Consider the following 17,988-nt stretch of genomic DNA (forward strand, 5'->3'; position numbering starts at 1 on the left):
TGCAATCCGGAGTAGATGCTCGTGTCTCAGTCCTCGCCTGCAAATGCCTTTGCCGATGCCAGCACTTCGTCACAGCAGCACGCCCTGCTCGAGCGCCGCGCCAGGCTGCTTGGGCCGACCTATCGCGCCTTCTACCGCAACCCGATCCATCTGGTGCGCGGCAGCGGCGTCTGGCTCTACGATGCCCAGGGCCGGAAATTCCTCGACGCCTACAACAATGTCGCCTCGATCGGCCACTGCCATCCGCGCGTCGTAGAGGCGCTGTCGGGGCAGGCTGCGACGCTCAACACGCATACACGCTATCTCAGCGAGATCATCCTCGACTATGCAGAGAAACTTCTCGGCACCTGTCCGCCCCATCTCGGCCACGCCCTGTTCACCTGTACCGGCAGCGAGGCCAATGACCTCGCCATTCGCATCGCCCAGCATTCCAGCGGTGGCACCGGGGTGATCATCACCGACTTCGCCTATCACGGCGCCACGATCGCGACGGCGCAATTGTCGCCGGCCGCGGTTGGGACGAAAGCCGTGCCCGCACACCACCGCACTGTCGCAGCGCCGGACACGTTCCGCGACCGTGGCCGCGCCGCGCGCGATTTTGCCAAGAATGTCGCCGCCGCCATTGAAGACATGCGGGCGGGAAATATCCGTCCGGCGGCTCTGCTTCTCGACTCGGCCTTTTCCAGCGACGGCATTTTCTTTCCCGATGCGGCGGTGATGCGCGAGGCGACGGATCACGTCAAAAAGGTAGGCGGCATCGTCATTGCCGATGAGGTCCAGTCCGGCTTTGGCCGGCTCGGCCAGGGCATGTGGGGTTTCGCCAATTATGGCATCGAGCCTGACATCATCACGATGGGCAAGCCGATCGGGGATGGGCATCCGATGGGCGCGGTGATCGTGCGGCCGCAGCTTGTCGCCTCCTTCGGCTCGAACACCGGCTATTTCAACACGTTTGGCGGCAATCCGGTTGCGGCCGCCGTCGGCATCGCCGTTCTCGAGGTGATCGAGGGCGAGGGGCTGATCGAGAATGCACGCATGGTCGGCGCTTATACGGCTGACCTGCTGCGCACGCTGAAGACACGGCACGGCATGGTTGCCGATGTCAGGCACAACGGCCTTTATTTCGGCGTCGAGTTGATGGCGGGGGGCGACGAGGCACTGGCCGCCACCAAGACATCGGCGGTTGTTGAAGCCATGCGCGAAGACGGTGTGCTAATCTCGTCGTGCGGTCCACGCCGCAATGTGCTGAAGATCAGGCCGCCTCTGCCCTTTGCTAGGGACAATGCCGAGCAACTGGCCGAGACGCTCGATCGCGCACTGTCGAACTGGTGATCGAACGCCATCGAGGCGGGCGACGCCAGGGCCTATCTCACGCTAAACGAGGCCTTCCACGTCACCATTTAACAGCATGCCGCGCGCCGATCCTGTTCAGTGTGATTCCCTGCACGACCAGTCGTGATTGACCTATCTCGTCTCGTCCAACCGGTCGCGCAGCATGCTCCAGCCGAGCAGCATGTTGGGCGCATGCCGAAGCAACCCATGGAACGGGATCGGCGCCGGCAGCGCGAACGGTAGCGCCAAATCACGGGCATCGGTTCCAGAGGCCCAGTCGGCCAGCACCTTGCCCATCGCCGTCGTCATGGCAATGCCGCGCCCGTTGCAGGCGCGACCGGCGATGAGCCCCAGCCCAAGGTCCAGGAGGTGCGGCAGGAAATCCGGCTCGACCGCGGCCATTCCCGACCAGCTATGGGCAAGCGGCGGCAACTCGGGCAGGTCGAGATGCCGGCCAAGCCGTCGCCAGATCGCCTGCGGTACGCGCGTGTCGGCGCCGGCGCCAAGGATATGCATGCCGCCGCTGATCAGCCGGTTCTCGGCGTCGAAGCGGAAGGTGAAGAGATTGCGTCTGGTGTCGCCGACGCCTTGCCCACCGGGCAAGAGACGCGTGCGGATTTCGCGCGGCAGTGGCGCGGTGGCGATCTGGAAAACCTTGAGCGGAAAATAAGTTCGTTGCAGCAACGGATTGAGCGACCCGCCATACGCGTTGGTGGCGATCAGCACCTTGCCGGCGCGCACCGAGCCCGATGGCGTCGCCAGCGTCCAGCCATCCGCCGTGCGATCGACCGAAGTGACGCGCGAATGCTCGAAGATGCGCGCGCCGGCTTTCTCGGCCGCATCGGCCAGCCCGCGCGCGTATTCGACCGGATTGAGCACGCCGCCCGAACGGTCCATCCAGCCGCCGACATAGCCCTTGGCGCCCGTCAGTGCTTCGACCTCCTGCCGGTCCAAGGTGACGGCCGGGCGGCCACGCTGCGCCCATTGCCCGGCCCGGGATTTGACCTTCTCGAACGCGGCGGGCGAATGCGCCGGCTGGATCCAGCCGCTCTGCACTGCGTCGCAATCGATGCCGTGCCGGCGGATCAGACCGAAGATCAGATCGGCGCTGCCGGCGGCGAAATCGATCAGCCTTTCGCCACGCTCGGGTCCGAGATGGGCCAGTATGTTGACCGGGTCCATCTTGGCAAAGTTCGGCACGACGAAGCCGGCATTCCTGCCGGTCGCGCCCCAGGCGATGACTTCGGCCTCGAGAACGGCAACGGAAAGCCCTTTGCCGGTGGCGTGCAGCGCTGTCGATAGGCCGGAAAAGCCCCCGCCGACTATGGCGAGGTCGACATCGAACTCGCCTTGCAGCGCCGGCCGGTCACGGTGGTTGCGGCTGACAGCACGCCAGAGCGAAGCGTCATGCGCTTCCTGCCGGACCACCGCATTCATGACTGGGAATTGCTCTTGGCCGCAACGATTTTCGCCCGCTTGCCATACCATGGCCGCCGCGGCCGGTCGCCGAACAGGCCGTTCGGTCGGATCAGCAGGATGACGCAGAGCATGACGCCGATGGCGGCGATCTGCAGGGCGGCGGCGCGGGCCTGTTGTTCCGGCGGAAACAGCACGCTGGTCAACGTGCCCGATCCGGCCCATATCGCCCAGACCAGGATGCTGCCGATGACGGCGCCGAGATTGCTGCCCGAGCCGCCAACGATCAGCATCACCCAGACCTGGAAGGTCAGGATCGGCAGATAATTGTCCGGTGCGATGAAGCCGGTGAAATGCGCTTGCAGCGCGCCGGCCAGCGCCATGATGGCGCCGCCGACGGCAAAGGCCTGGACGCGATAGAAACGCGCGCTCTTGCCCAGCGAGATCGCCGCCCGCTCGTCCTCGCGCAGCGCCTTCAGCACGCGCCCCCAAGGGCTGCGCGACAGGTGCTCCAAGGCGAGATAGGCAACCATCGTCACCACCGAGACGACGGCAAGGTTGGACAAGTTGAACAGCAGGGGTGTCTCGGCGAGGCTGCCGAAGGGGCGCGGGATGAAGCCGATGCCGAACGGGCCACCGGTCAGCCTCTGCGCGTTGAGCGCGACCAGTTGCACGACGACGGTGACGCCGAAGGTGGTGATTGCCAGATAGTCGGATCGCAGACGCAGCGTCGCCACGCCGGTAAGTGCTGCGGCGATGCCGCCGACGACCATGGCACCGAGCCAGCCGATAACGATCGGCAGGCCGAAGCCGCCGAGCCGCGCGGCATCGTCAGGGGTGGTCAGCAGGGCCGAGGTGTAGGCGCCGATGGCGACGAAGCCGGCGAGGCCGACATTGAACAGGCCGGTCAGTCCCCATTGCAGATTGAGCCCCAGCGTGACCAGCGAAAAGATCAGCGCGGTGGTCAGGAAAAAGGCGCCGTAGCCGAGCAGATCCATCAGCGTTCCCTCACACCAAACAGGCCGATCGGCCGCACGAACAGCACCGCCATCAAGATGATGAAGGAGACGGCGGCGCGCCATTCGGCGCCGATCATCTGTACTGCGCCGGCTTCGGCGAGCCCGATGATCAGGCCGCCGAGCACGGCGCCGGGAATGCTGCCGATGCCGCCGAGAATGGCTGCGGCGAACATCGGCAGCAGCATGTCGAAGCCCATGAACGGGCGGATCTGCACCAGAATGCCGATCATCACGCCGGCGACGCAGGCCAGCGCGCCGCCGATGATCCAGGTGACGCGCACCACGCTGGCGACGTCGATACCGACGATGCGGGCCAGTGCCGCGTTCTGGCTCAAGGCCTGCATCGAGCGGCCGGTCTGCGTCCGCGTCATCAACAGATGCACACCGAGCACCAGCACAGCAGTCAGCAGCAACAGGGCGATCTGGTCGGGCGTGATGCGGATGCCGAAGCCGACCGGCATGGCGATCTGGATCGCCCGGCTGAAATAGGTCGGCCGCGAGGTGAAGGTGAATTCGAGCAGGCTTCTGAGCGCCATCGAGGCACCGAAGCTCGCCATAACCACGATGATCGCCTGGCCCTGCGAGCGCAGCCGCGCGAACAGCACCTTGTCGAGCAGCAGCGCCAAGAGGGCGGTGAATGCCATGCCGACGACCAGTGCGACAATGAGCGGCCAGCCGAAGGACAGCGGAGCGATCGGCGCCACTTTGCCGAAGGTAGCGCCGATGGCGCTGACGACGGCCAGCGTCGCATAGGTGCCCCAGGCCATGAAGTCGCCATGGGCGAAGTTGGAGAACCGCAGGATCGAATAGGTGAGCGTCACGCCGATGGCGCCAAGGCCGATCATCGAACCGGTCAGCAGTCCGTCGACGACGAATTGCAGGCTCATGCCGCGCCTCCTTTCCCGGTCTGCGACGTCTTTTCTGCCTTGAGGGGGCGCTGGCCGAGATAGAGTTCGGCGACGACCGGGTCGTTCCACAGTTCGGAGGCAATGCCCTCGTGCCGGTCCTTGCCTTCAACCAGCACATAGGCGCGGTCGCCGATGGCAAGCGCTGCCTTGGCGTTCTGTTCGACCAGCAGGATGGTGACGCCGGACTTGCGGATGCCGGCCAGCATCTCGAACACCATCGACACGAATTTCGGCGACAGGCCGGCTGACGGCTCGTCCAGCACCAGCACCTTGGGATGGACGATCAGCGCCCGCGCGACGGCGAGCATCTGCCGCTGTCCGCCCGACAGATTGCCGGCGGCGGTGCGGCGCTGACGGACGAGGTCGGGGAAGGCACCATACATCTCCTCGATGCGGGCAGGGATTTCGCGCCGCTCGAGGATGCCGCAGGCAACCTTGAGATTGTCTTCGACCGACATCAGCGGGAAGATGTTTTCGGTCTGCGGCACGAAGGCAAGACCGAGACGCACCATGGTGTGGGCCGGTGCGGCAGTGATGTCCTTGCCGTCCAGGAACACCTTGCCGCCGGTGATCGGGACGAGGCCGGCAATCGCCTTGATGAAGCTCGACTTGCCGGCGCCATTGGGGCCGAGCACGACGACGATCTCGCCCTTGCTTACGGTGATCGAGGCGCCGCGCACGATCGGCACGCCGGGCTCGTAGCCGGCCTCGAGACTGCGGACATCGAGGACGATATCATTCATGCTGTGCCTCCGAGATAGGCCTCGATGACGCGCGGATCACGGGCGACCTGTTCCGCCGTGCCTTCGCTGAGCAACTGGCCGCTCGCCATGACGAGGACGCGATGGCAGAGCCGCGTCACCATGTCGATGTTGTGCTCGATCAGCAGGAAGGTGATGCCGCGCGCGTTGATGTCGCGGATGCGGTCGATGATGACTTCGAGCAGCGTTGCGTTGACGCCCGCCGCCGGTTCGTCGAGCAAAATGATCGCCGGGTCGGCCATCATGACGCGGGCGAGTTCGAGCAACTTGCGCTGGCCGCCGGAAAGCACGCGCGCCGGCTCATGCGCAAGGTGGGTGAGGGTGACGAGCTCCAGCAATTCGAGCGCCTTGGTCCTGGCGGCTCTCTCCTGCGCCGCCACCCGCCATGGCGTGACGAAGTTGGCGAGCAGTCTTTCGCCGGCCTGACCTTGCGCGGCCAGCATGATGTTTTCGATCAGTGTCAGATTGGGCAGCGGGCGCGGGATCTGAAAGGTGCGGCCAAGGCCGCGGCCGATGCGCAGATGTGCGGCTTCGCCCGAAACGCGCGTGCCGTTGAGAAGGATCTCGCCGCTGGTCGGCAGGATGCTGCCGGCGAGCAGATCGAACATCGTCGTCTTGCCGGCGCCGTTCGGCCCGATCAGGCCAAGGATTTCTCCCGCCCTGACATCAAACGAGACATCGTTGACGGCGACGAGGCCGCCGAACCGCCTGACGACGTTCCTTGCCGTCAGAACCGCCGCATGGGTCTCCTGCCCCTGCTGTCCCGCTGCCTCGCTCATCAAACCCTCTGGCCGAAGACGATCGTCGCCGTCTCCTGATTTTTGATTTGTGATCACACTTGCTTTGATCACGCTATTCGGCTTTAATTTCCTCTGCAAGCCGAAAACCGCCAAGAACGGAAATCCATGCAAAAGGCTGCCATCGAAAAGAACAACGAGGCGATCGCGGCGCAGCTTGCGCCGGTCGGCCGCGAAACCGTGCAGGATCGCGTCTATTCGGAGCTACGCCGTGCCTTGATTGGCGGCCTGTTCGAGCCGAGCCAGGTGCTGACCATCCGTGGGCTCGCCGATGCGCTGGTCACGTCGACCATGCCGGTGCGCGAGGCGCTCGGCCGGCTGATCACGGAAAAGGCGCTGGAGGCGCTGCCCAACCGTTCGGTGCGGGTGCCGCCGATCACTCTGGAACGCCTCGACGATCTCTTGCGTGCTCGCATCCTGATCGAGGGCGAGGCCATCGCGCTGGCCGCCGCCCGCATGGGGCCGCGCCAGATCGCCACCATCGAAACCATTCTCGGCGAATGGGACGAGATGCGGGCGCTGAAACACAAGAAGGATGTCGATCGAGAAGTGACGCTCAACCAGAGCTTTCACTTCGAGATCTACCGCTCCTGCGGCTCGGCCGTGCTGATCCCGATGATCGAGAGCCTGTGGCTGCAATCAGGCCCCTGCATTCGTGTCGCCATCTACGCCTTCTCGGAAGCCGGCGAGGTCGACACAGCCCAGTATCACCGGCGCATCGTCACCGCGCTGGCCACGCAGGATGCGCAGGCGGCACGGGAATCGCTGGTTGCCGACATCAGCCGGCCCTTCACCTTCCTGCGCAGCAAGCTGCAATCCGCCGCCGCGAAAGACCAGACATGACCGCCATCAGGATCACCGAGCCGCGCTCAAAGCTATCCGTGACGGCGCTGTTGCTGCCGGAGAAGGCGCCGGAAAGCGCGGCCTTCCTCTCGGCATATCTCGGCTCCCCACGCGTCGTCCCGGGCATCCATGCGATGTGGACAGGGCCGGAAATCTCTTGTCCGGTTCCCGCCGCCGATCTTGAGGGGCAGGCCTATGCCAGGCCCTTGCCGGCCGAGAACGCGACGCTGACGCCGCAGCCGGGCGACATCGTGCTGTCCTATGTGCCGCCGCGCGTGTGGGGCGGCAATCCCAATGCGATCTTCGACATCGGTCTCTACTACGGGCAGGGCGCGCGGCTCTTGTTTCCGATCGGCTGGCTCGCCGGCAGCGTGGTGGCGCAAGTGCGCGCCGAAGAGCGCGACCGGTTCGCCGCCGCCTGCGGCGTCATCCGCCGCAATGGCGCCTGCGATGTCACCTTCAGCCTGGTGGAGGCTTGAAATGGCTGGCGACGGTTTCGAACTCTTCGATCTTCGCGTCGAGGCGGTCATCCCGGAGGGCAAGCCGATCTATTGCGGCGCCAAGGCCGGCGACTATTTCGAGCTGAAGGGCGAGATGCTGTCGATGCCGGCCGGCCAGGGTTTTTCGATCTATTCGATATCGGCCGTGTTGCCGCTGCTGGCCGCCAAGCAGCGCCCCACCCACCCCAATGACTGGATGACCTCGGACGCCGAGATCGCTTGTCCCGATCCCAATTGCGCCAGCCGGCTGAGGATCGTCAGGACCGGCAAACGGCGGTTCAGCCATGCCGAGACCACGGCCGTGCCGCTGTCGAAGGAGAATGAAGACAAATGAGTGCCAAGACCTTCGAACTCGGCCCCGGCTACACGATCTCGCGTGTCATTCGCGGCGGCTGGCAACTGGCCGGCGGGCATGGTGCCATCGACCGCCAGCAGGCGGTGGCCGACCTGATCGCCACCTTCGATGCCGGCATCTGGACCTATGATTGCGCCGACATCTACACCGGCGTCGAGGAACTGATCGGGGCCGCGCGCCTGCGGCTGGCCGGCGAGCGCGGCCTCGACACCGCCGCCAGGATGAAAGTGCACACCAAGCTGGTGCCCGACCTCGAACGGCTAGCCGGCATCAGCCGCGACTACATCAGGGCCATCGTCGACCAGTCGCTGCGCCGACTGAAGACCGAGCGGCTCGATCTCGTGCAGTTCCACTGGTGGGATTATGCGCAGCCTCGCTATGTCGAGGCGATGGGCTGGCTCAACGAGCTTCGGCTTGAGGGTAAGGTGCGCAATCTCGGCACCACCAATTTCGACACGCCGCGGCTCGCCGAAATCCTCGCTGCCGGCATCCCGCTGGTCAGCCAGCAGCTGCAATACTCCGTGCTCGACCAGCGGCCGGGTAACAGCCTTGCCGCACTCGGCGCGAAAAACGGGGTCTCCTTCCTCTGCTATGGATCCGTCGCCGGTGGCTTCCTCAGCGACAGATGGCTAGGTGTGGCCGAGCCTGCCACGCCGCTCGAAAACCGCTCGCTGGTCAAATACAAGCTGATCATCGATGACTTTGGCGGCTGGGACCTGTTCCAGCAACTGCTCCAAGTCCTGAAGGCCGTCGGCGACCGCCACGGCGTCGATATCGCCACCATCGCCAGTGCCTGGGTGCTCGAACAGCCGCAAGTGGCGGCCGTCATCGTCGGCGCCCGCAACCAGGCGCATGCGCTGGCCAACGCCGGCATCATGGACGTTGCGCTCGATGCCGAGGACCGGGCGCGGATTGCGGCCGTCATTGCACAAGGCTCCGGCCTCGAGGGTGATGTCTACACGCTGGAGCGCGACCGCCATGGCCGCCACGGTTCAATCATGCATTACAACCTCAATGCGGGGAAGCAATGACCGGCGAACCCTCCCTGTTTTCACGCGCAAGCGCCGAAGTCGTCGACCTGCATCGCTTCTTCGTCGACTGGTTCGTCGCCGCGCGGGCCAACACAGTGGACTTCACTCGCTTCGAGCGTGTCATGGGCGAAGGCTTCGCCATGGTCGCGCCGGACGGCCAGATCCTCGATCGCGACGCGGTCGTCGATCATGTCCGCACCAGCCGCGCGACTTGCGACGGCGGCTTCACCATTTCGATCGAGGACATCCGGCCTGGCTGGCAGGATGCCGACACGATCATCATCCTCTACGTCGAGGCGCAGCTGCGGGGCGGCCAGCACAGCCGCCGCCAATCCAGTGCCGTTTTCACCACCAGTTCATCGGCGCCCAACGGCGTCCTATGGCGACATCTGCATGAAACCTGGCTGCAGGTGCCGGAACGCTGAACAGGCCAGAGCATCGGACCAAAAAGTTCGAAGCGGTTTTTGGGCAAATCCGATGCTTGAACAAAGACACATGTAATCCAGTTCGTGTAGCTCAAAGGGGAACAACAATGAGAAAGACGATACTCCAACTCACCACCGCGCTCGCTCTCGTGACGATGGCAGGTGCCGCGCAAGCCGCCGATTGCAAGATCACCGTCGGCCTCGTCATGGAACTGACCGGCCCGGCGGGCGAATACGGCCAGGCCGGCGCCAAATCGGTCGAGATGGCCTTCCGTGACATCAACGCCGCCGGCGGCGTGCGCGGCTGCGACCTGGCGACCGACACGCGCGACAGCCAGAGCCAGGGCAACATCGCGGTCGATGCCGCCACCCAGCTGGTTCAGGTCAAGAAGGTGCCGGTGATCATCGGCGGCATCATCTCGTCTGTGTCGATCCCGATCCTGACCTCGGTCACGGCACCGGCCAAGATCGTCCAGGTGTCGCCGGCATCATCCTCGCCGACGCTGACCGCTCTCGGTCGCGACGGCAAGACCAACGGCATCTTCTTCCGCACCATCACCTCGGATGCGCTGCAGGGCGTCGCCGCCGCCAAATATGCCATCGACAAGGGCTTCAAGAAACTGTCGATCATCCATGTCAACAACGACTTCGGCGTCAACATGGTCGCCGAATTCTCGCGTGCCTACAAAGCGCTCGGCGGGACAATCATCTCCGACACGCCCTACAACGAAAAGCAGTCGAGCTATGCTTCGGAGGTGACGGCGGCGATGGCCGGCGAGCCGGACGGGCTCTACCTCGTCAGCACCCCGGTCGACGGCGCAACGGTTGCCCGCACCTGGATCTCGCAGGGCGGCGTGCAGAAATTCCTGCTCAATGACGGCATGAACAGCCCGGACTTCATCGAGTCCGTCGGCGCCGATTATCTGAAGGAAGCCTATGGCACGTCGTCCGGCACCAGCCCGACCGCCTCGACGGAGTATTTTACCAAGAACTACAAGGAATTCTCCGGCATCGAGCCATCCAATCCGGCGGCCGACCGTTCCTATGATGCCGGCGCCATCGTCGGGCTGGCCATCGCCATTGCCGGCTCCGAGGACCCGGCCAAGATCAAGGATGCGATGTACAAGGCGGTCGACCCGACCGGCACGCCGATCTTTGCCGGCAAGGAAGAGTTTGCCAAGGCACTCGGGCTGATCAAGGACGGCAAGCCGATCCGCTACGAAGGCGTCATCGGCCCGGTCGCCTTCGACAAGTATGGCGACATCACCGGCCCGTTCCGGTTGTGGAAAATCGTCGACGGCAAGGTGACGACCGACGGTGAAATGACCACCGACGACGTCAACGCGCTGCAGGCCAAACTTCAGTAAGACGGCCCTGTTGTCCGGCGTCGTTCCATCGTGATCGACGCCGGCGGCCGCCTGTCCCGCATTGTCCAAGGAGGATCATGCGGACGATGTCGCTTGCACGGAGGATTTGACCGGCAGGCGATCGTGATTAGGATTGGCCGATGTCGCCTGATACCCAAAAGCTTCTAAATGCTCTCGACGGTCGGCTGGGCGCGGGCAGTGTGCTCGCTGGCTCCGACGTTGACCAGCGTTATCGCGACGATCCCGACGGCAAGCTTGGTGCTCTCCCGCAAGTGGTGCTGCGCCCGCGTGACACCGAGGGTGTCGCGGCAGCACTCGCTGCATGCAACCGCCTCGGCCAGCCGATTGTCGTGCAGGGCGGGCGCACCGGGCTGACCGGCGCCGCGCGTGTGCAGCCGGGCGAGGTCGTGCTGTCGCTGGAGCGCATGACCGGCCTTGCCGTTCCGGATCGCCAGGCTGCCAGCATCGTCGCCGAAGCGGGCGCAACGCTGCAGGCGGTGCAGGAAGCAGCCGACGGCGCCGGGCTGATGTTCGGCGTCGATATCGGCGCGCGGGGATCGGCCACGGTTGGCGGCAATGTTGCCACCAATGCCGGCGGTATCCGCGTGCTGCGCTACGGCATGTACCGGGCGCAGGTGCTCGGTCTGGAAGCCGTGCTTGCCGATGGCAGCGTGCTGACATCGCTAAAAGGTCTGCCCAAGGACAATTCCGGCTACGACCTCAGCCAGCTCTTCATCGGCTCGGAAGGGACGCTTGGCGTCGTCACACGTGCCGCGCTCCGGCTGCATCCGAAGCCGGTGTCCGAGGTGAACGCCTTCTGCGCCCTCTCTTCGCTCGATGCGGCGATTGCCCTGCTTGGGCTGCTACGGCAAAAGCTCGGCCCACTCCTGTCCGCCTATGAGGTCAACTTCGCCCCGCTCTATGACGCCATGGTCGCCAGCATGGACATGCCGGCACCGCTGCCGGCGGGCTCATCCGTCTACGTGCTGGCCGAGATCCAGGGCAGCGAACCCGAACGTGACGGCGAGCGCTTCGCCGAGGTCTTGATGCAGGCGGTCGAGGATGGCGTGGTCGACGACGTCGTCGTCTCGCAGTCGCCGCGCGAAGTCCGGACGCTGTGGGCCGTGCGCGAGGACGCCAATCGCGTCCTGTTTTCGATCAAGGGCTTGGTCGGGGTAGACATCAGCATCCCGCTGGCGCGGATGGGAGCTTTCCTGCGGAACGCGGATGCTGCCATCCATGCCATGGATTCCGGCGCCGACATCTATGTCTTCGGTCATCTCGGCGACGGCAACCTGCACTACCAGGTTCGCACGGCGGATCCGGCGGCGGCATACGACATCGTCTATCGCGGCGTGGCGGCTGCCGGCGGCGGCGTTTCGGCCGAACATGGCATCGGCCTCGACAAGAAGAAGTGGCTGCATCTGGTCCGCAGCGACGCCGAGATCGCCACGATGCGGCGACTGAAGGCAGCCCTTGACCCCAGGAACATCCTCAATCCGGGGCGGGTCTTCGACCTCAGCCCTCCGGGTCAGAACGGATAATGCTGGCCCGGATCCTCGATCGTCACCCAGCGCAAATCGGTGAACTCGGCGATCGATGCCTTGCCGCCGAAGCGGCCGTAGCCCGAGCCCTTGACGCCGCCGAACGGCATCTGTGCCTCGTCGCCGACGGTCGGGCCGTTGATGTGGCAGATGCCGGCTTCGATGCGCGCTGCCACCGCCATGGCGCGCTTGATGTCGCGGCTGAAGATGGCTGACGACAGGCCGTATTCGGTGTCGTTGGCGACACGCACGGCCTCGTCCTCACCCTTTACCCGGATCACCGGCTTGACCGGCCCGAAGGATTCTTCGGCATAGACGCGCATCGCCGGCGTGACATGGTCGAGCAACGTCGCTTCCACCACGGTACCGCTGCGCTTGCCACCCGCGACCAGTTTGGCACCCTTGGCGACAGCATCGGCGATGAGTTCCTCCATCTTGTCGGCCGCCTGGCTGCTGATCAGCGATCCCAGCACGACATGGCCGCGCGGATCGCCCGCCGGCAGCTTGGAGGCGCGAGCCGCGAGTTTTGTCACGAACTCGTCGGCGACCTTGTCGTCGACGATCAGCCGTTCGGTCGACATGCAGATCTGGCCCTGATGCATGAAGGCGCCGAAGATGGCGGCGTTGACCGCCGCATCGATGTCGGCGTCGTTTAGCACCAGCAACGGCGCCTTGCCGCCGAGTTCGAGCAGCGCGGGCTTCAGGTGCCGGCCGGCGAGTTCGGCGATGATCCTGCCGACCTTGGTCGAGCCGGTGAAGTTGACGCGTTTGACCGAGGGATGCGCGACCAGTGCCTCGACGATGCCGGCGGCATCCTTGGGATCGTTGGTGACGACATTGATGACGCCCTTCGGCAGGCCGGCCTCGACCAGCACCTGGCCGATCAGCCGGTGCGTGCCCGGGCACATTTCGGATGCCTTCAGCACCACCGTGTTGCCGCAAGCGATCGGCATCGCGATGGCGCGGGTGCCGAGAATGACCGGCGCATTCCATGGCGCGATGCCGAGGCACACACCGGCCGGCTGGCGGATCGCCATGGCCAGCGTACCCGGCTTGTCGGAGGGGATGATCTCGCCCGAAATCTGTGTCGTCATCGCCGCCGCTTCGCGCAGCATGTTGGCCGCCAGCATGACGTTGAAGCCGGCCCAGGGTCCCGTTGCGCCGGTTTCTTCCATCATCAGCCTGGTGAACTCGCCGACTTTTGAGGCCATGACATCAGCCGCCTTGCTCAGCAAGGCGCGGCGCTCACCCGGCCCGGTCTTCGACCACGCCGGAAAGGCGGCTGCTGCGGCTTCGACCGCGGCATTGGCATCGGCAACGCTGGCCGCTGCCGCGCGGGTCGCCAGCTTGCTGGTGAACGGGTCCATGCGCTCGTAGGAGGCCGAGCCGGACGCATCCCTTTTATCGCCGTCGATCAGAAGTCCGATATCCATGACTGTCTCCCTCGCTCCGTTCGGAGCGTCCTCGTTGGTTTAGAATCCGAACATTTCGGCGTTGATCGATGCTTCGAGGCCACCATCGACCGGCACGTTGGCGCCGTTGATCCAGCGCGCGCCGTCGGAGCACAGGAACAGCACAACCGGCGCGATGTCGCCTGATGTGCCGGCGCGTCCGACCCTGGCAATGTCGCTGTCGACGCGCGCATCGCCGAGCACGGTGCGGAACTGTTTCAGGATCGGCGTTTCGACCGGGCCGGGGCTCACCGCGTTGACGCGGATGCCGCGGCGCTTGAACAGGTCCTGGTGCGCCGCGCGGAAGGTCCACAAGAGCAGCAGTTCCTTGGAGACGGGATAGCCTTCCTCGTTCCTGACGGCGTGGTCGCAGACCACCTCGGCGACATCCGGAAAACCTTCGATGCCGACCATCGAGGCGGCGCGTGTGAGATTGGCGCGCCAGCCATAGCCGGCGATCGAGGCGACGTTGACGATGGCGCCGCCTTCGCGAAGTCTGGTGGCGAGACCTTCCGAAAGCGCCCGCAGCCCGAAGAAGTTGACGGCCAGCGTCGATGCCGCGCCGGTGCTGCCGGAGAGGCCGGCGACATTGCAGAGCGCGTCGATGCGCTGCGGCAGGCGCGCGATGAGATCATCGACGCCGGCCTTGGTGGAGATGTCGGCCTTGACGAAACTGCCAACCGCCGCAGCCGGCTCGCGCACATCGACGCCGATCACATCGGCGCCGAGCTGGCCGGCGAGTTCCGCCGTGCGCGCGCCGATGCCGGAGGCGACACCGGTGATGAGGATGGTCTTGCCGAAAAGCATGGTCATGCCTTCTCCCGAAATGTTGTGGCTTGCTGTGGCGAAGACGTCGCGTCGCCATCGGTGGGATCCGTGGGAAGCCTGACGCGGTAGCCGACCGGCAGCAGGCGCAGGCCAAAACGCTCTTCGATCGTCCCCCACAGGCCGCGCGGCAGGAAGAGCGAGAACAGCACGGCCGTGGCGCCAAGGCCGACCAGATACCAGACGCCGGTGCCGCCGAACCACGTCTCGATGAGGAAGAACACCAGCGCGCCGAGTATGGCACCCTCGAAAGTGCCGATGCCGCCGACCAGCACCATGAAGATCATGTAGGCGGTCCATTGGACGTTGAAGTAGGTTTTCGGCTGGAAGGTGATCGAGGTCGCCAGCCACAACGCGCCGGCAATGCCGATGCCGAAGGCGGCAAGCACGAACAGCAGCCGCTTGGTACCGGTGACGCGCACGCCGACCGAGGCGGCGGCGTCCTCATTGTCGCGGATCGCGCGGATCGCGGCACCGGTGCTGCCGCGCAGCAGGCCAAACAGGATGGCCAGCAGCGCGGTCATCGACGCCAGCGCCAGCCAGTAGATCGTTGCCCGCCTCGTACCGGCATCGTAGACATTGAGCGAGATCAGCGAGGTGCCGGTTTCGCCCTGCACCAGCCGGTCGAGATTGACCAGCAGATGCGTCAGTGCCGCGATCACCCACATGCCGATGGCGAACTCGCCGTTTCTGAGCCGCAGCATGAACAGCGACAGCGGGATGGACACCATGCCGACGACAATTCCCGAGGCGAACAGCGCCAGGAACGGGTTGAGGCCTGCATCGGCAAGCCGGATGGCGAAATAGGCGCCGAGCCCGAAGAACACCTGCTGGCCGACCGAGACCAGGCCGCCGAAGCCGGCCAGTGCGTTCCACATCGCCGCCAGGATCACATAGATGAACAGCGCCGTCATCCGGTCGACCGCGCCGGCCGACAGGACCTGCGGTGCGATCGCAAGCAGCGCGATGATGACGGCGACGGCAATGGCGGCGATCCGCGACGTCGCGGTGCCGCGCTCGATGACAGGCATGGGGACGGAAGCGCTCATGGCGTCTTCCCGGATGGCAGGCGCAACAGCCCGCGCAAGCCGATGCCGGACGCGGACAGCCGCACGAACAGCACGACGAGGAAGACAGCGTGGCCGCCGATCAGAAACCCCTGCGGATGCACTTGCGCGCCGAGTGTCTGCGCAAGCGCCAGCACGATGCCGCCGATCAGCGTTCCCCACAGCGAACCGGCGCCGCCGATCACCGCCGCCTCGAAGGCGAACAGCAATTGCGGCGTGCCGGCATAGGGATCGAAGGTGGCGCGCATGCCCAGGAACGCGCCGGCAAGACCGACCGTGACCATGGCGATGGCGGCGGCGATGGCGTTGGCGCGGCGCGCATCGACCCCGACCAGGCCGGCGGTGTCGGGGTCTTCCGACGTGGCGCGGATCGAGCGGCCAAGCTTGGTGCGGGTGAGGAACAATTGCAGCCCGCCAAGCAGGATCACGGCGGTAGCGAACATGATCACGGCGAGCTTGCCGACATAGATGCTGCCCGGCCATTCCCAGGAATCATAGGACAGGCTGCCGATATAGGGCGCCAGCGAACGGGTGTCGGCGCCGAACTGTTCGAACAGCAGATTGTCGATGACGATGGCGAGGCCAAATGTCGTCAGGATCGGCAGCAGGGCACCACCGCGCGCGCTGCGGTCGAGCAGGAAGCGCTGCAGCGCCCAGCCGATCGCGGCCATCAGCGGCAGGACGATGAGCAGGCCGACAAAGGGCGAGATATGGAACCGCGAGGCCAGCCACCACAGCGCATAGGCAGCGAACACCGCAAGGCTGCCATGGGCGAGGTTGATGATGCGCATCACCGAAAACATGAACGACAGGCCGCAAGCGATCAGCGCATAATAGCCGCCGAGAAGGATGCCCTGGATGATCTGGTTGCTCATACCGGAACGCTCCCGGTGCTTTTCCGGTGCAGGCCGAAATAGGCTTTCGTCACCTCGTCGCGCGAAACCTCCATGCTCGGCCCTTCGAGCGCGACACGCCCTTCGAGCATGCAGATGACCCTGTCGGATACCGCAAGCGCCCGATTGAGGTCCTGTTCAACTAGGATGATCGTGGTGCCCGAAGCGATCAACCCTTGCAGCGCCGCATAGACACGATCGACGATCAGCGGCGACAGGCCGAGCGAAACCTCGTCGAGCAGCAGCACGTCCGGATTGCTCATCAGAGCGCGGCCGATCGCCGTCGCCTGCTGCTCGCCTCCCGAAAGGTGGCCCGTCCTGGCATGGCGGCGCGGCTTCAAATTGGGGAACATCTCCAGCACCTTGTCGACGCTCCAGTCGCCCGGCCGGCCGGCGGTCTTGCCGAGCAGAAGGTTCTCCTCGACCGTCATCTGCACGAACAGTTTTCGCCCTTCCGGCACCAGCGCGATACCCATGCCGACACGTCGGTGCGACGGCACGCTGGTGAGGTCGGCACCGTCCAGCAGCACGCGGCCGGCCGCCGGCTGATGCGCGCCGGCGATCGCCCGGAGCAGCGTCGTCTTGCCGGCGCCATTGGCGCCGACCAGCGCCAGCGTTTCGCCGCGTTCGATGCTGAAGCTGACGCCACGAACCGCCTGCAGCAGGCCGTGTCGGACAACCAGGTTCTCGACCGACAGCAGGCTCATTTCGGGCCTCCGCCAAGATAGGCGCGAACGACCTCGGGGTCGGCCATCACCGTCTGCGGCTCGCCGTCGGCGATGATCTTGCCGGCGTCCATGCAGATCAGCCGCTCGGCCACCTGCAGCAGGATATGCACGATGTGCTCGATCCAGACGATGCCGATCTTGCGCCGGCGCAATTCCTTGATCGTGTCGACCAGTTCGCCGGCTTCGCCATCGGTCAATCCGCCGCCGATCTCGTCCAGCAGCAGCAGCGTCGGTCTTGCAGCGAGCGCCCGCGCCAGTTCCAGCCGTTTGCGGTCAAGCAGCCCGAGCGTCTCGGCGCGCCGGTTGGCGACGCCCAACATGCCGCACAGTTTCAGCGACCCGAGTGCTTCCTCATAGGCCTCGTCGCGGCCGAGGCCAGCGCCATGCGAGGCGGCGACGAAGACATTCTCGAAGGTGGTCATGCCGCTGAACGGTTTTGGCACCTGGTGCGTGCGCACCAGCCCGAGCCGGCAGCGCTGCGTCGCCGATAGCGGCGTGACATCGCCGCCCTTGAAGCTGACCGTGCCTGAGCTTGGTGGAAAAGCCCCGGCCAGCACGCTGAGCAGCGTCGTCTTGCCGGCGCCGTTGGGGCCGACGATGCCGACCGCCTCGTCAGCCGCCATGGTGAAATCGACGGCATCCAGCACAACGAGTGCGCCGAAGCGCTTGTGGATACCGGCGGCCGCGAGGATCGCCTGTTGTTTCGGATGGGTCACCAGGCGATCC

The 17,988-nt window shown here is 65.3% G+C and carries 19 protein-coding genes; 8 read left to right on the plus strand and 11 right to left on the minus strand.

The window, feature by feature from the left end; translation table 11 throughout:
* The first annotated feature begins 15 nt into the window (after positions 1-15).
* The gene (locus tag AC1D10_RS16560) at positions 16-1,332 is read left to right on the plus strand and encodes an aspartate aminotransferase family protein (RefSeq protein WP_477273567.1); all 1,317 of its coding nucleotides are present in this window, start codon (positions 16-18) and stop codon (positions 1,330-1,332) included.
* A gap of 132 nt (positions 1,333-1,464) precedes the next feature.
* Here the strand turns inward: AC1D10_RS16560 and AC1D10_RS16565 are convergent, their stop codons facing one another.
* From AC1D10_RS16565 to AC1D10_RS16585, 5 genes are read right to left on the minus strand one after another with little or no spacing between them, the layout of a single operon-like run.
* Complete coding sequence (locus AC1D10_RS16565) at positions 1,465-2,769, minus strand: NAD(P)/FAD-dependent oxidoreductase (protein WP_477273569.1); 1,305 nt, start codon at positions 2,767-2,769, stop codon at positions 1,465-1,467.
* Complete coding sequence (locus AC1D10_RS16570; RefSeq protein ID WP_477274121.1) at positions 2,766-3,749, minus strand: branched-chain amino acid ABC transporter permease; 984 nt, start codon at positions 3,747-3,749, stop codon at positions 2,766-2,768. The genes AC1D10_RS16565 and AC1D10_RS16570 overlap by 4 nt, the downstream gene beginning before the upstream one ends.
* Complete coding sequence (locus AC1D10_RS16575) at positions 3,746-4,654, minus strand: branched-chain amino acid ABC transporter permease (RefSeq protein ID WP_477273571.1); 909 nt, start codon at positions 4,652-4,654, stop codon at positions 3,746-3,748. The genes AC1D10_RS16570 and AC1D10_RS16575 overlap by 4 nt, the downstream gene beginning before the upstream one ends.
* Positions 4,651-5,418 (minus strand): branched-chain amino acid ABC transporter ATP-binding protein, encoded by a 768-nt coding sequence (locus AC1D10_RS16580; RefSeq protein WP_477273574.1) that lies wholly within the window; start codon positions 5,416-5,418, stop codon positions 4,651-4,653. Before AC1D10_RS16580 ends, AC1D10_RS16575 begins: the two co-directional genes overlap by 4 nt.
* Positions 5,415-6,215: an ABC transporter ATP-binding protein gene (locus AC1D10_RS16585; RefSeq protein ID WP_477273576.1), complete on the minus strand. Its 801-nt coding sequence runs from the start codon at positions 6,213-6,215 to the stop codon at positions 5,415-5,417. Before AC1D10_RS16585 ends, AC1D10_RS16580 begins: the two co-directional genes overlap by 4 nt.
* A gap of 126 nt (positions 6,216-6,341) precedes the next feature.
* Between AC1D10_RS16585 and AC1D10_RS16590 the strand changes: the two genes are divergently transcribed.
* The 7 genes from AC1D10_RS16590 (at position 6,342) to AC1D10_RS16620 (ending at position 12,298) form a co-directional block, all read left to right on the plus strand.
* Positions 6,342-7,076 (plus strand): GntR family transcriptional regulator, encoded by a 735-nt coding sequence (locus AC1D10_RS16590; RefSeq protein ID WP_477273578.1) that lies wholly within the window; start codon positions 6,342-6,344, stop codon positions 7,074-7,076.
* Complete coding sequence (locus AC1D10_RS16595; RefSeq protein WP_477273580.1) at positions 7,073-7,555, plus strand: DUF3830 family protein; 483 nt, start codon at positions 7,073-7,075, stop codon at positions 7,553-7,555. The genes AC1D10_RS16590 and AC1D10_RS16595 overlap by 4 nt, the downstream gene beginning before the upstream one ends.
* A 1-nt stretch (position 7,556) precedes the next feature.
* Positions 7,557-7,910 (plus strand): TIGR04076 family protein, encoded by a 354-nt coding sequence (locus AC1D10_RS16600; protein WP_477273582.1) that lies wholly within the window; start codon positions 7,557-7,559, stop codon positions 7,908-7,910.
* A complete protein-coding gene (locus AC1D10_RS16605) occupies positions 7,907-8,962 on the plus strand; it encodes an aldo/keto reductase (RefSeq protein ID WP_477273584.1) in 1,056 nt (351 codons plus the stop codon). The genes AC1D10_RS16600 and AC1D10_RS16605 overlap by 4 nt, the downstream gene beginning before the upstream one ends.
* The gene (locus tag AC1D10_RS16610; RefSeq protein WP_477273586.1) at positions 8,959-9,387 is read left to right on the plus strand and encodes a DUF4440 domain-containing protein; all 429 of its coding nucleotides are present in this window, start codon (positions 8,959-8,961) and stop codon (positions 9,385-9,387) included. The genes AC1D10_RS16605 and AC1D10_RS16610 overlap by 4 nt, the downstream gene beginning before the upstream one ends.
* Positions 9,388-9,494: 107 nt before the next feature.
* Positions 9,495-10,754, plus strand: a complete 1,260-nt coding sequence (locus AC1D10_RS16615) for an ABC transporter substrate-binding protein (RefSeq protein ID WP_477273588.1) — start codon at positions 9,495-9,497, stop codon at positions 10,752-10,754.
* A gap of 140 nt (positions 10,755-10,894) precedes the next feature.
* Positions 10,895-12,298 (plus strand): FAD-binding oxidoreductase, encoded by a 1,404-nt coding sequence (locus AC1D10_RS16620; protein WP_477273590.1) that lies wholly within the window; start codon positions 10,895-10,897, stop codon positions 12,296-12,298.
* Here the strand turns inward: AC1D10_RS16620 and AC1D10_RS16625 are convergent.
* Genes AC1D10_RS16625 through AC1D10_RS16650 form a run of 6 tightly spaced genes read right to left on the minus strand, consistent with a single transcriptional unit; the run spans position 12,286 to position 17,981 of the window.
* Positions 12,286-13,731 carry an aldehyde dehydrogenase gene (locus AC1D10_RS16625; RefSeq protein ID WP_477273592.1) on the minus strand — a complete coding sequence of 482 codons (1,446 nt, stop codon included), beginning with the start codon at positions 13,729-13,731 and terminating at the stop codon, positions 12,286-12,288. The genes AC1D10_RS16620 and AC1D10_RS16625 overlap by 13 nt on opposite strands.
* Before the next feature lie 39 nt (positions 13,732-13,770).
* Positions 13,771-14,556, minus strand: coding sequence for a coniferyl-alcohol dehydrogenase (locus AC1D10_RS16630; protein ID WP_477274123.1), 786 nt, complete (start codon positions 14,554-14,556; stop codon positions 13,771-13,773).
* Between the two features lie 2 nt (positions 14,557-14,558).
* Entirely contained in the window at positions 14,559-15,623 is a 1,065-nt protein-coding gene (locus AC1D10_RS16635) for a branched-chain amino acid ABC transporter permease (RefSeq protein WP_477273594.1), read from the minus strand.
* A complete protein-coding gene (locus tag AC1D10_RS16640; RefSeq protein ID WP_477273596.1) occupies positions 15,620-16,516 on the minus strand; it encodes a branched-chain amino acid ABC transporter permease in 897 nt (298 codons plus the stop codon). Before AC1D10_RS16640 ends, AC1D10_RS16635 begins: the two co-directional genes overlap by 4 nt.
* Positions 16,513-17,241 carry an ABC transporter ATP-binding protein gene (locus tag AC1D10_RS16645; protein WP_477273598.1) on the minus strand — a complete coding sequence of 243 codons (729 nt, stop codon included), beginning with the start codon at positions 17,239-17,241 and terminating at the stop codon, positions 16,513-16,515. Before AC1D10_RS16645 ends, AC1D10_RS16640 begins: the two co-directional genes overlap by 4 nt.
* On the minus strand, positions 17,238-17,981 hold the full coding sequence (locus tag AC1D10_RS16650) for an ABC transporter ATP-binding protein (protein WP_477274125.1): 744 nt from the start codon (positions 17,979-17,981) through the stop codon (positions 17,238-17,240). The genes AC1D10_RS16645 and AC1D10_RS16650 overlap by 4 nt, the downstream gene beginning before the upstream one ends.
* Between the last annotated feature and the right edge of the window lie 7 nt (positions 17,982-17,988).

This window comes from Mesorhizobium sp. P2_A8 (genome assembly GCF_056404935.1).

Bases quoted from the DNA above. Each gene is read 5' to 3' on its own strand.
- AC1D10_RS16560 (WP_477273567.1), top strand. From the start codon at position 16: ATGCTCGTGTCTCAGTCCTCGCCTGCAAATGCCTTTGCCGATGCCAGC.
- AC1D10_RS16565 (WP_477273569.1), bottom strand. From the start codon at position 2,769: ATGAATGCGGTGGTCCGGCAGGAAGCGCATGACGCTTCGCTCTGGCGT.
- AC1D10_RS16575 (WP_477273571.1), bottom strand. From the start codon at position 4,654: ATGAGCCTGCAATTCGTCGTCGACGGACTGCTGACCGGTTCGATGATC.
- AC1D10_RS16580 (WP_477273574.1), bottom strand. From the start codon at position 5,418: ATGAATGATATCGTCCTCGATGTCCGCAGTCTCGAGGCCGGCTACGAG.
- AC1D10_RS16585 (WP_477273576.1), bottom strand. From the start codon at position 6,215: ATGAGCGAGGCAGCGGGACAGCAGGGGCAGGAGACCCATGCGGCGGTT.
- AC1D10_RS16590 (WP_477273578.1), top strand. From the start codon at position 6,342: ATGCAAAAGGCTGCCATCGAAAAGAACAACGAGGCGATCGCGGCGCAG.
- AC1D10_RS16595 (WP_477273580.1), top strand. From the start codon at position 7,073: ATGACCGCCATCAGGATCACCGAGCCGCGCTCAAAGCTATCCGTGACG.
- AC1D10_RS16600 (WP_477273582.1), top strand. From the start codon at position 7,557: ATGGCTGGCGACGGTTTCGAACTCTTCGATCTTCGCGTCGAGGCGGTC.
- AC1D10_RS16605 (WP_477273584.1), top strand. From the start codon at position 7,907: ATGAGTGCCAAGACCTTCGAACTCGGCCCCGGCTACACGATCTCGCGT.
- AC1D10_RS16610 (WP_477273586.1), top strand. From the start codon at position 8,959: ATGACCGGCGAACCCTCCCTGTTTTCACGCGCAAGCGCCGAAGTCGTC.
- AC1D10_RS16615 (WP_477273588.1), top strand. From the start codon at position 9,495: ATGAGAAAGACGATACTCCAACTCACCACCGCGCTCGCTCTCGTGACG.
- AC1D10_RS16620 (WP_477273590.1), top strand. From the start codon at position 10,895: ATGTCGCCTGATACCCAAAAGCTTCTAAATGCTCTCGACGGTCGGCTG.
- AC1D10_RS16625 (WP_477273592.1), bottom strand. From the start codon at position 13,731: ATGGATATCGGACTTCTGATCGACGGCGATAAAAGGGATGCGTCCGGC.
- AC1D10_RS16630 (WP_477274123.1), bottom strand. From the start codon at position 14,556: ATGCTTTTCGGCAAGACCATCCTCATCACCGGTGTCGCCTCCGGCATC.
- AC1D10_RS16635 (WP_477273594.1), bottom strand. From the start codon at position 15,623: ATGAGCGCTTCCGTCCCCATGCCTGTCATCGAGCGCGGCACCGCGACG.
- AC1D10_RS16640 (WP_477273596.1), bottom strand. From the start codon at position 16,516: ATGAGCAACCAGATCATCCAGGGCATCCTTCTCGGCGGCTATTATGCG.
- AC1D10_RS16645 (WP_477273598.1), bottom strand. From the start codon at position 17,241: ATGAGCCTGCTGTCGGTCGAGAACCTGGTTGTCCGACACGGCCTGCTG.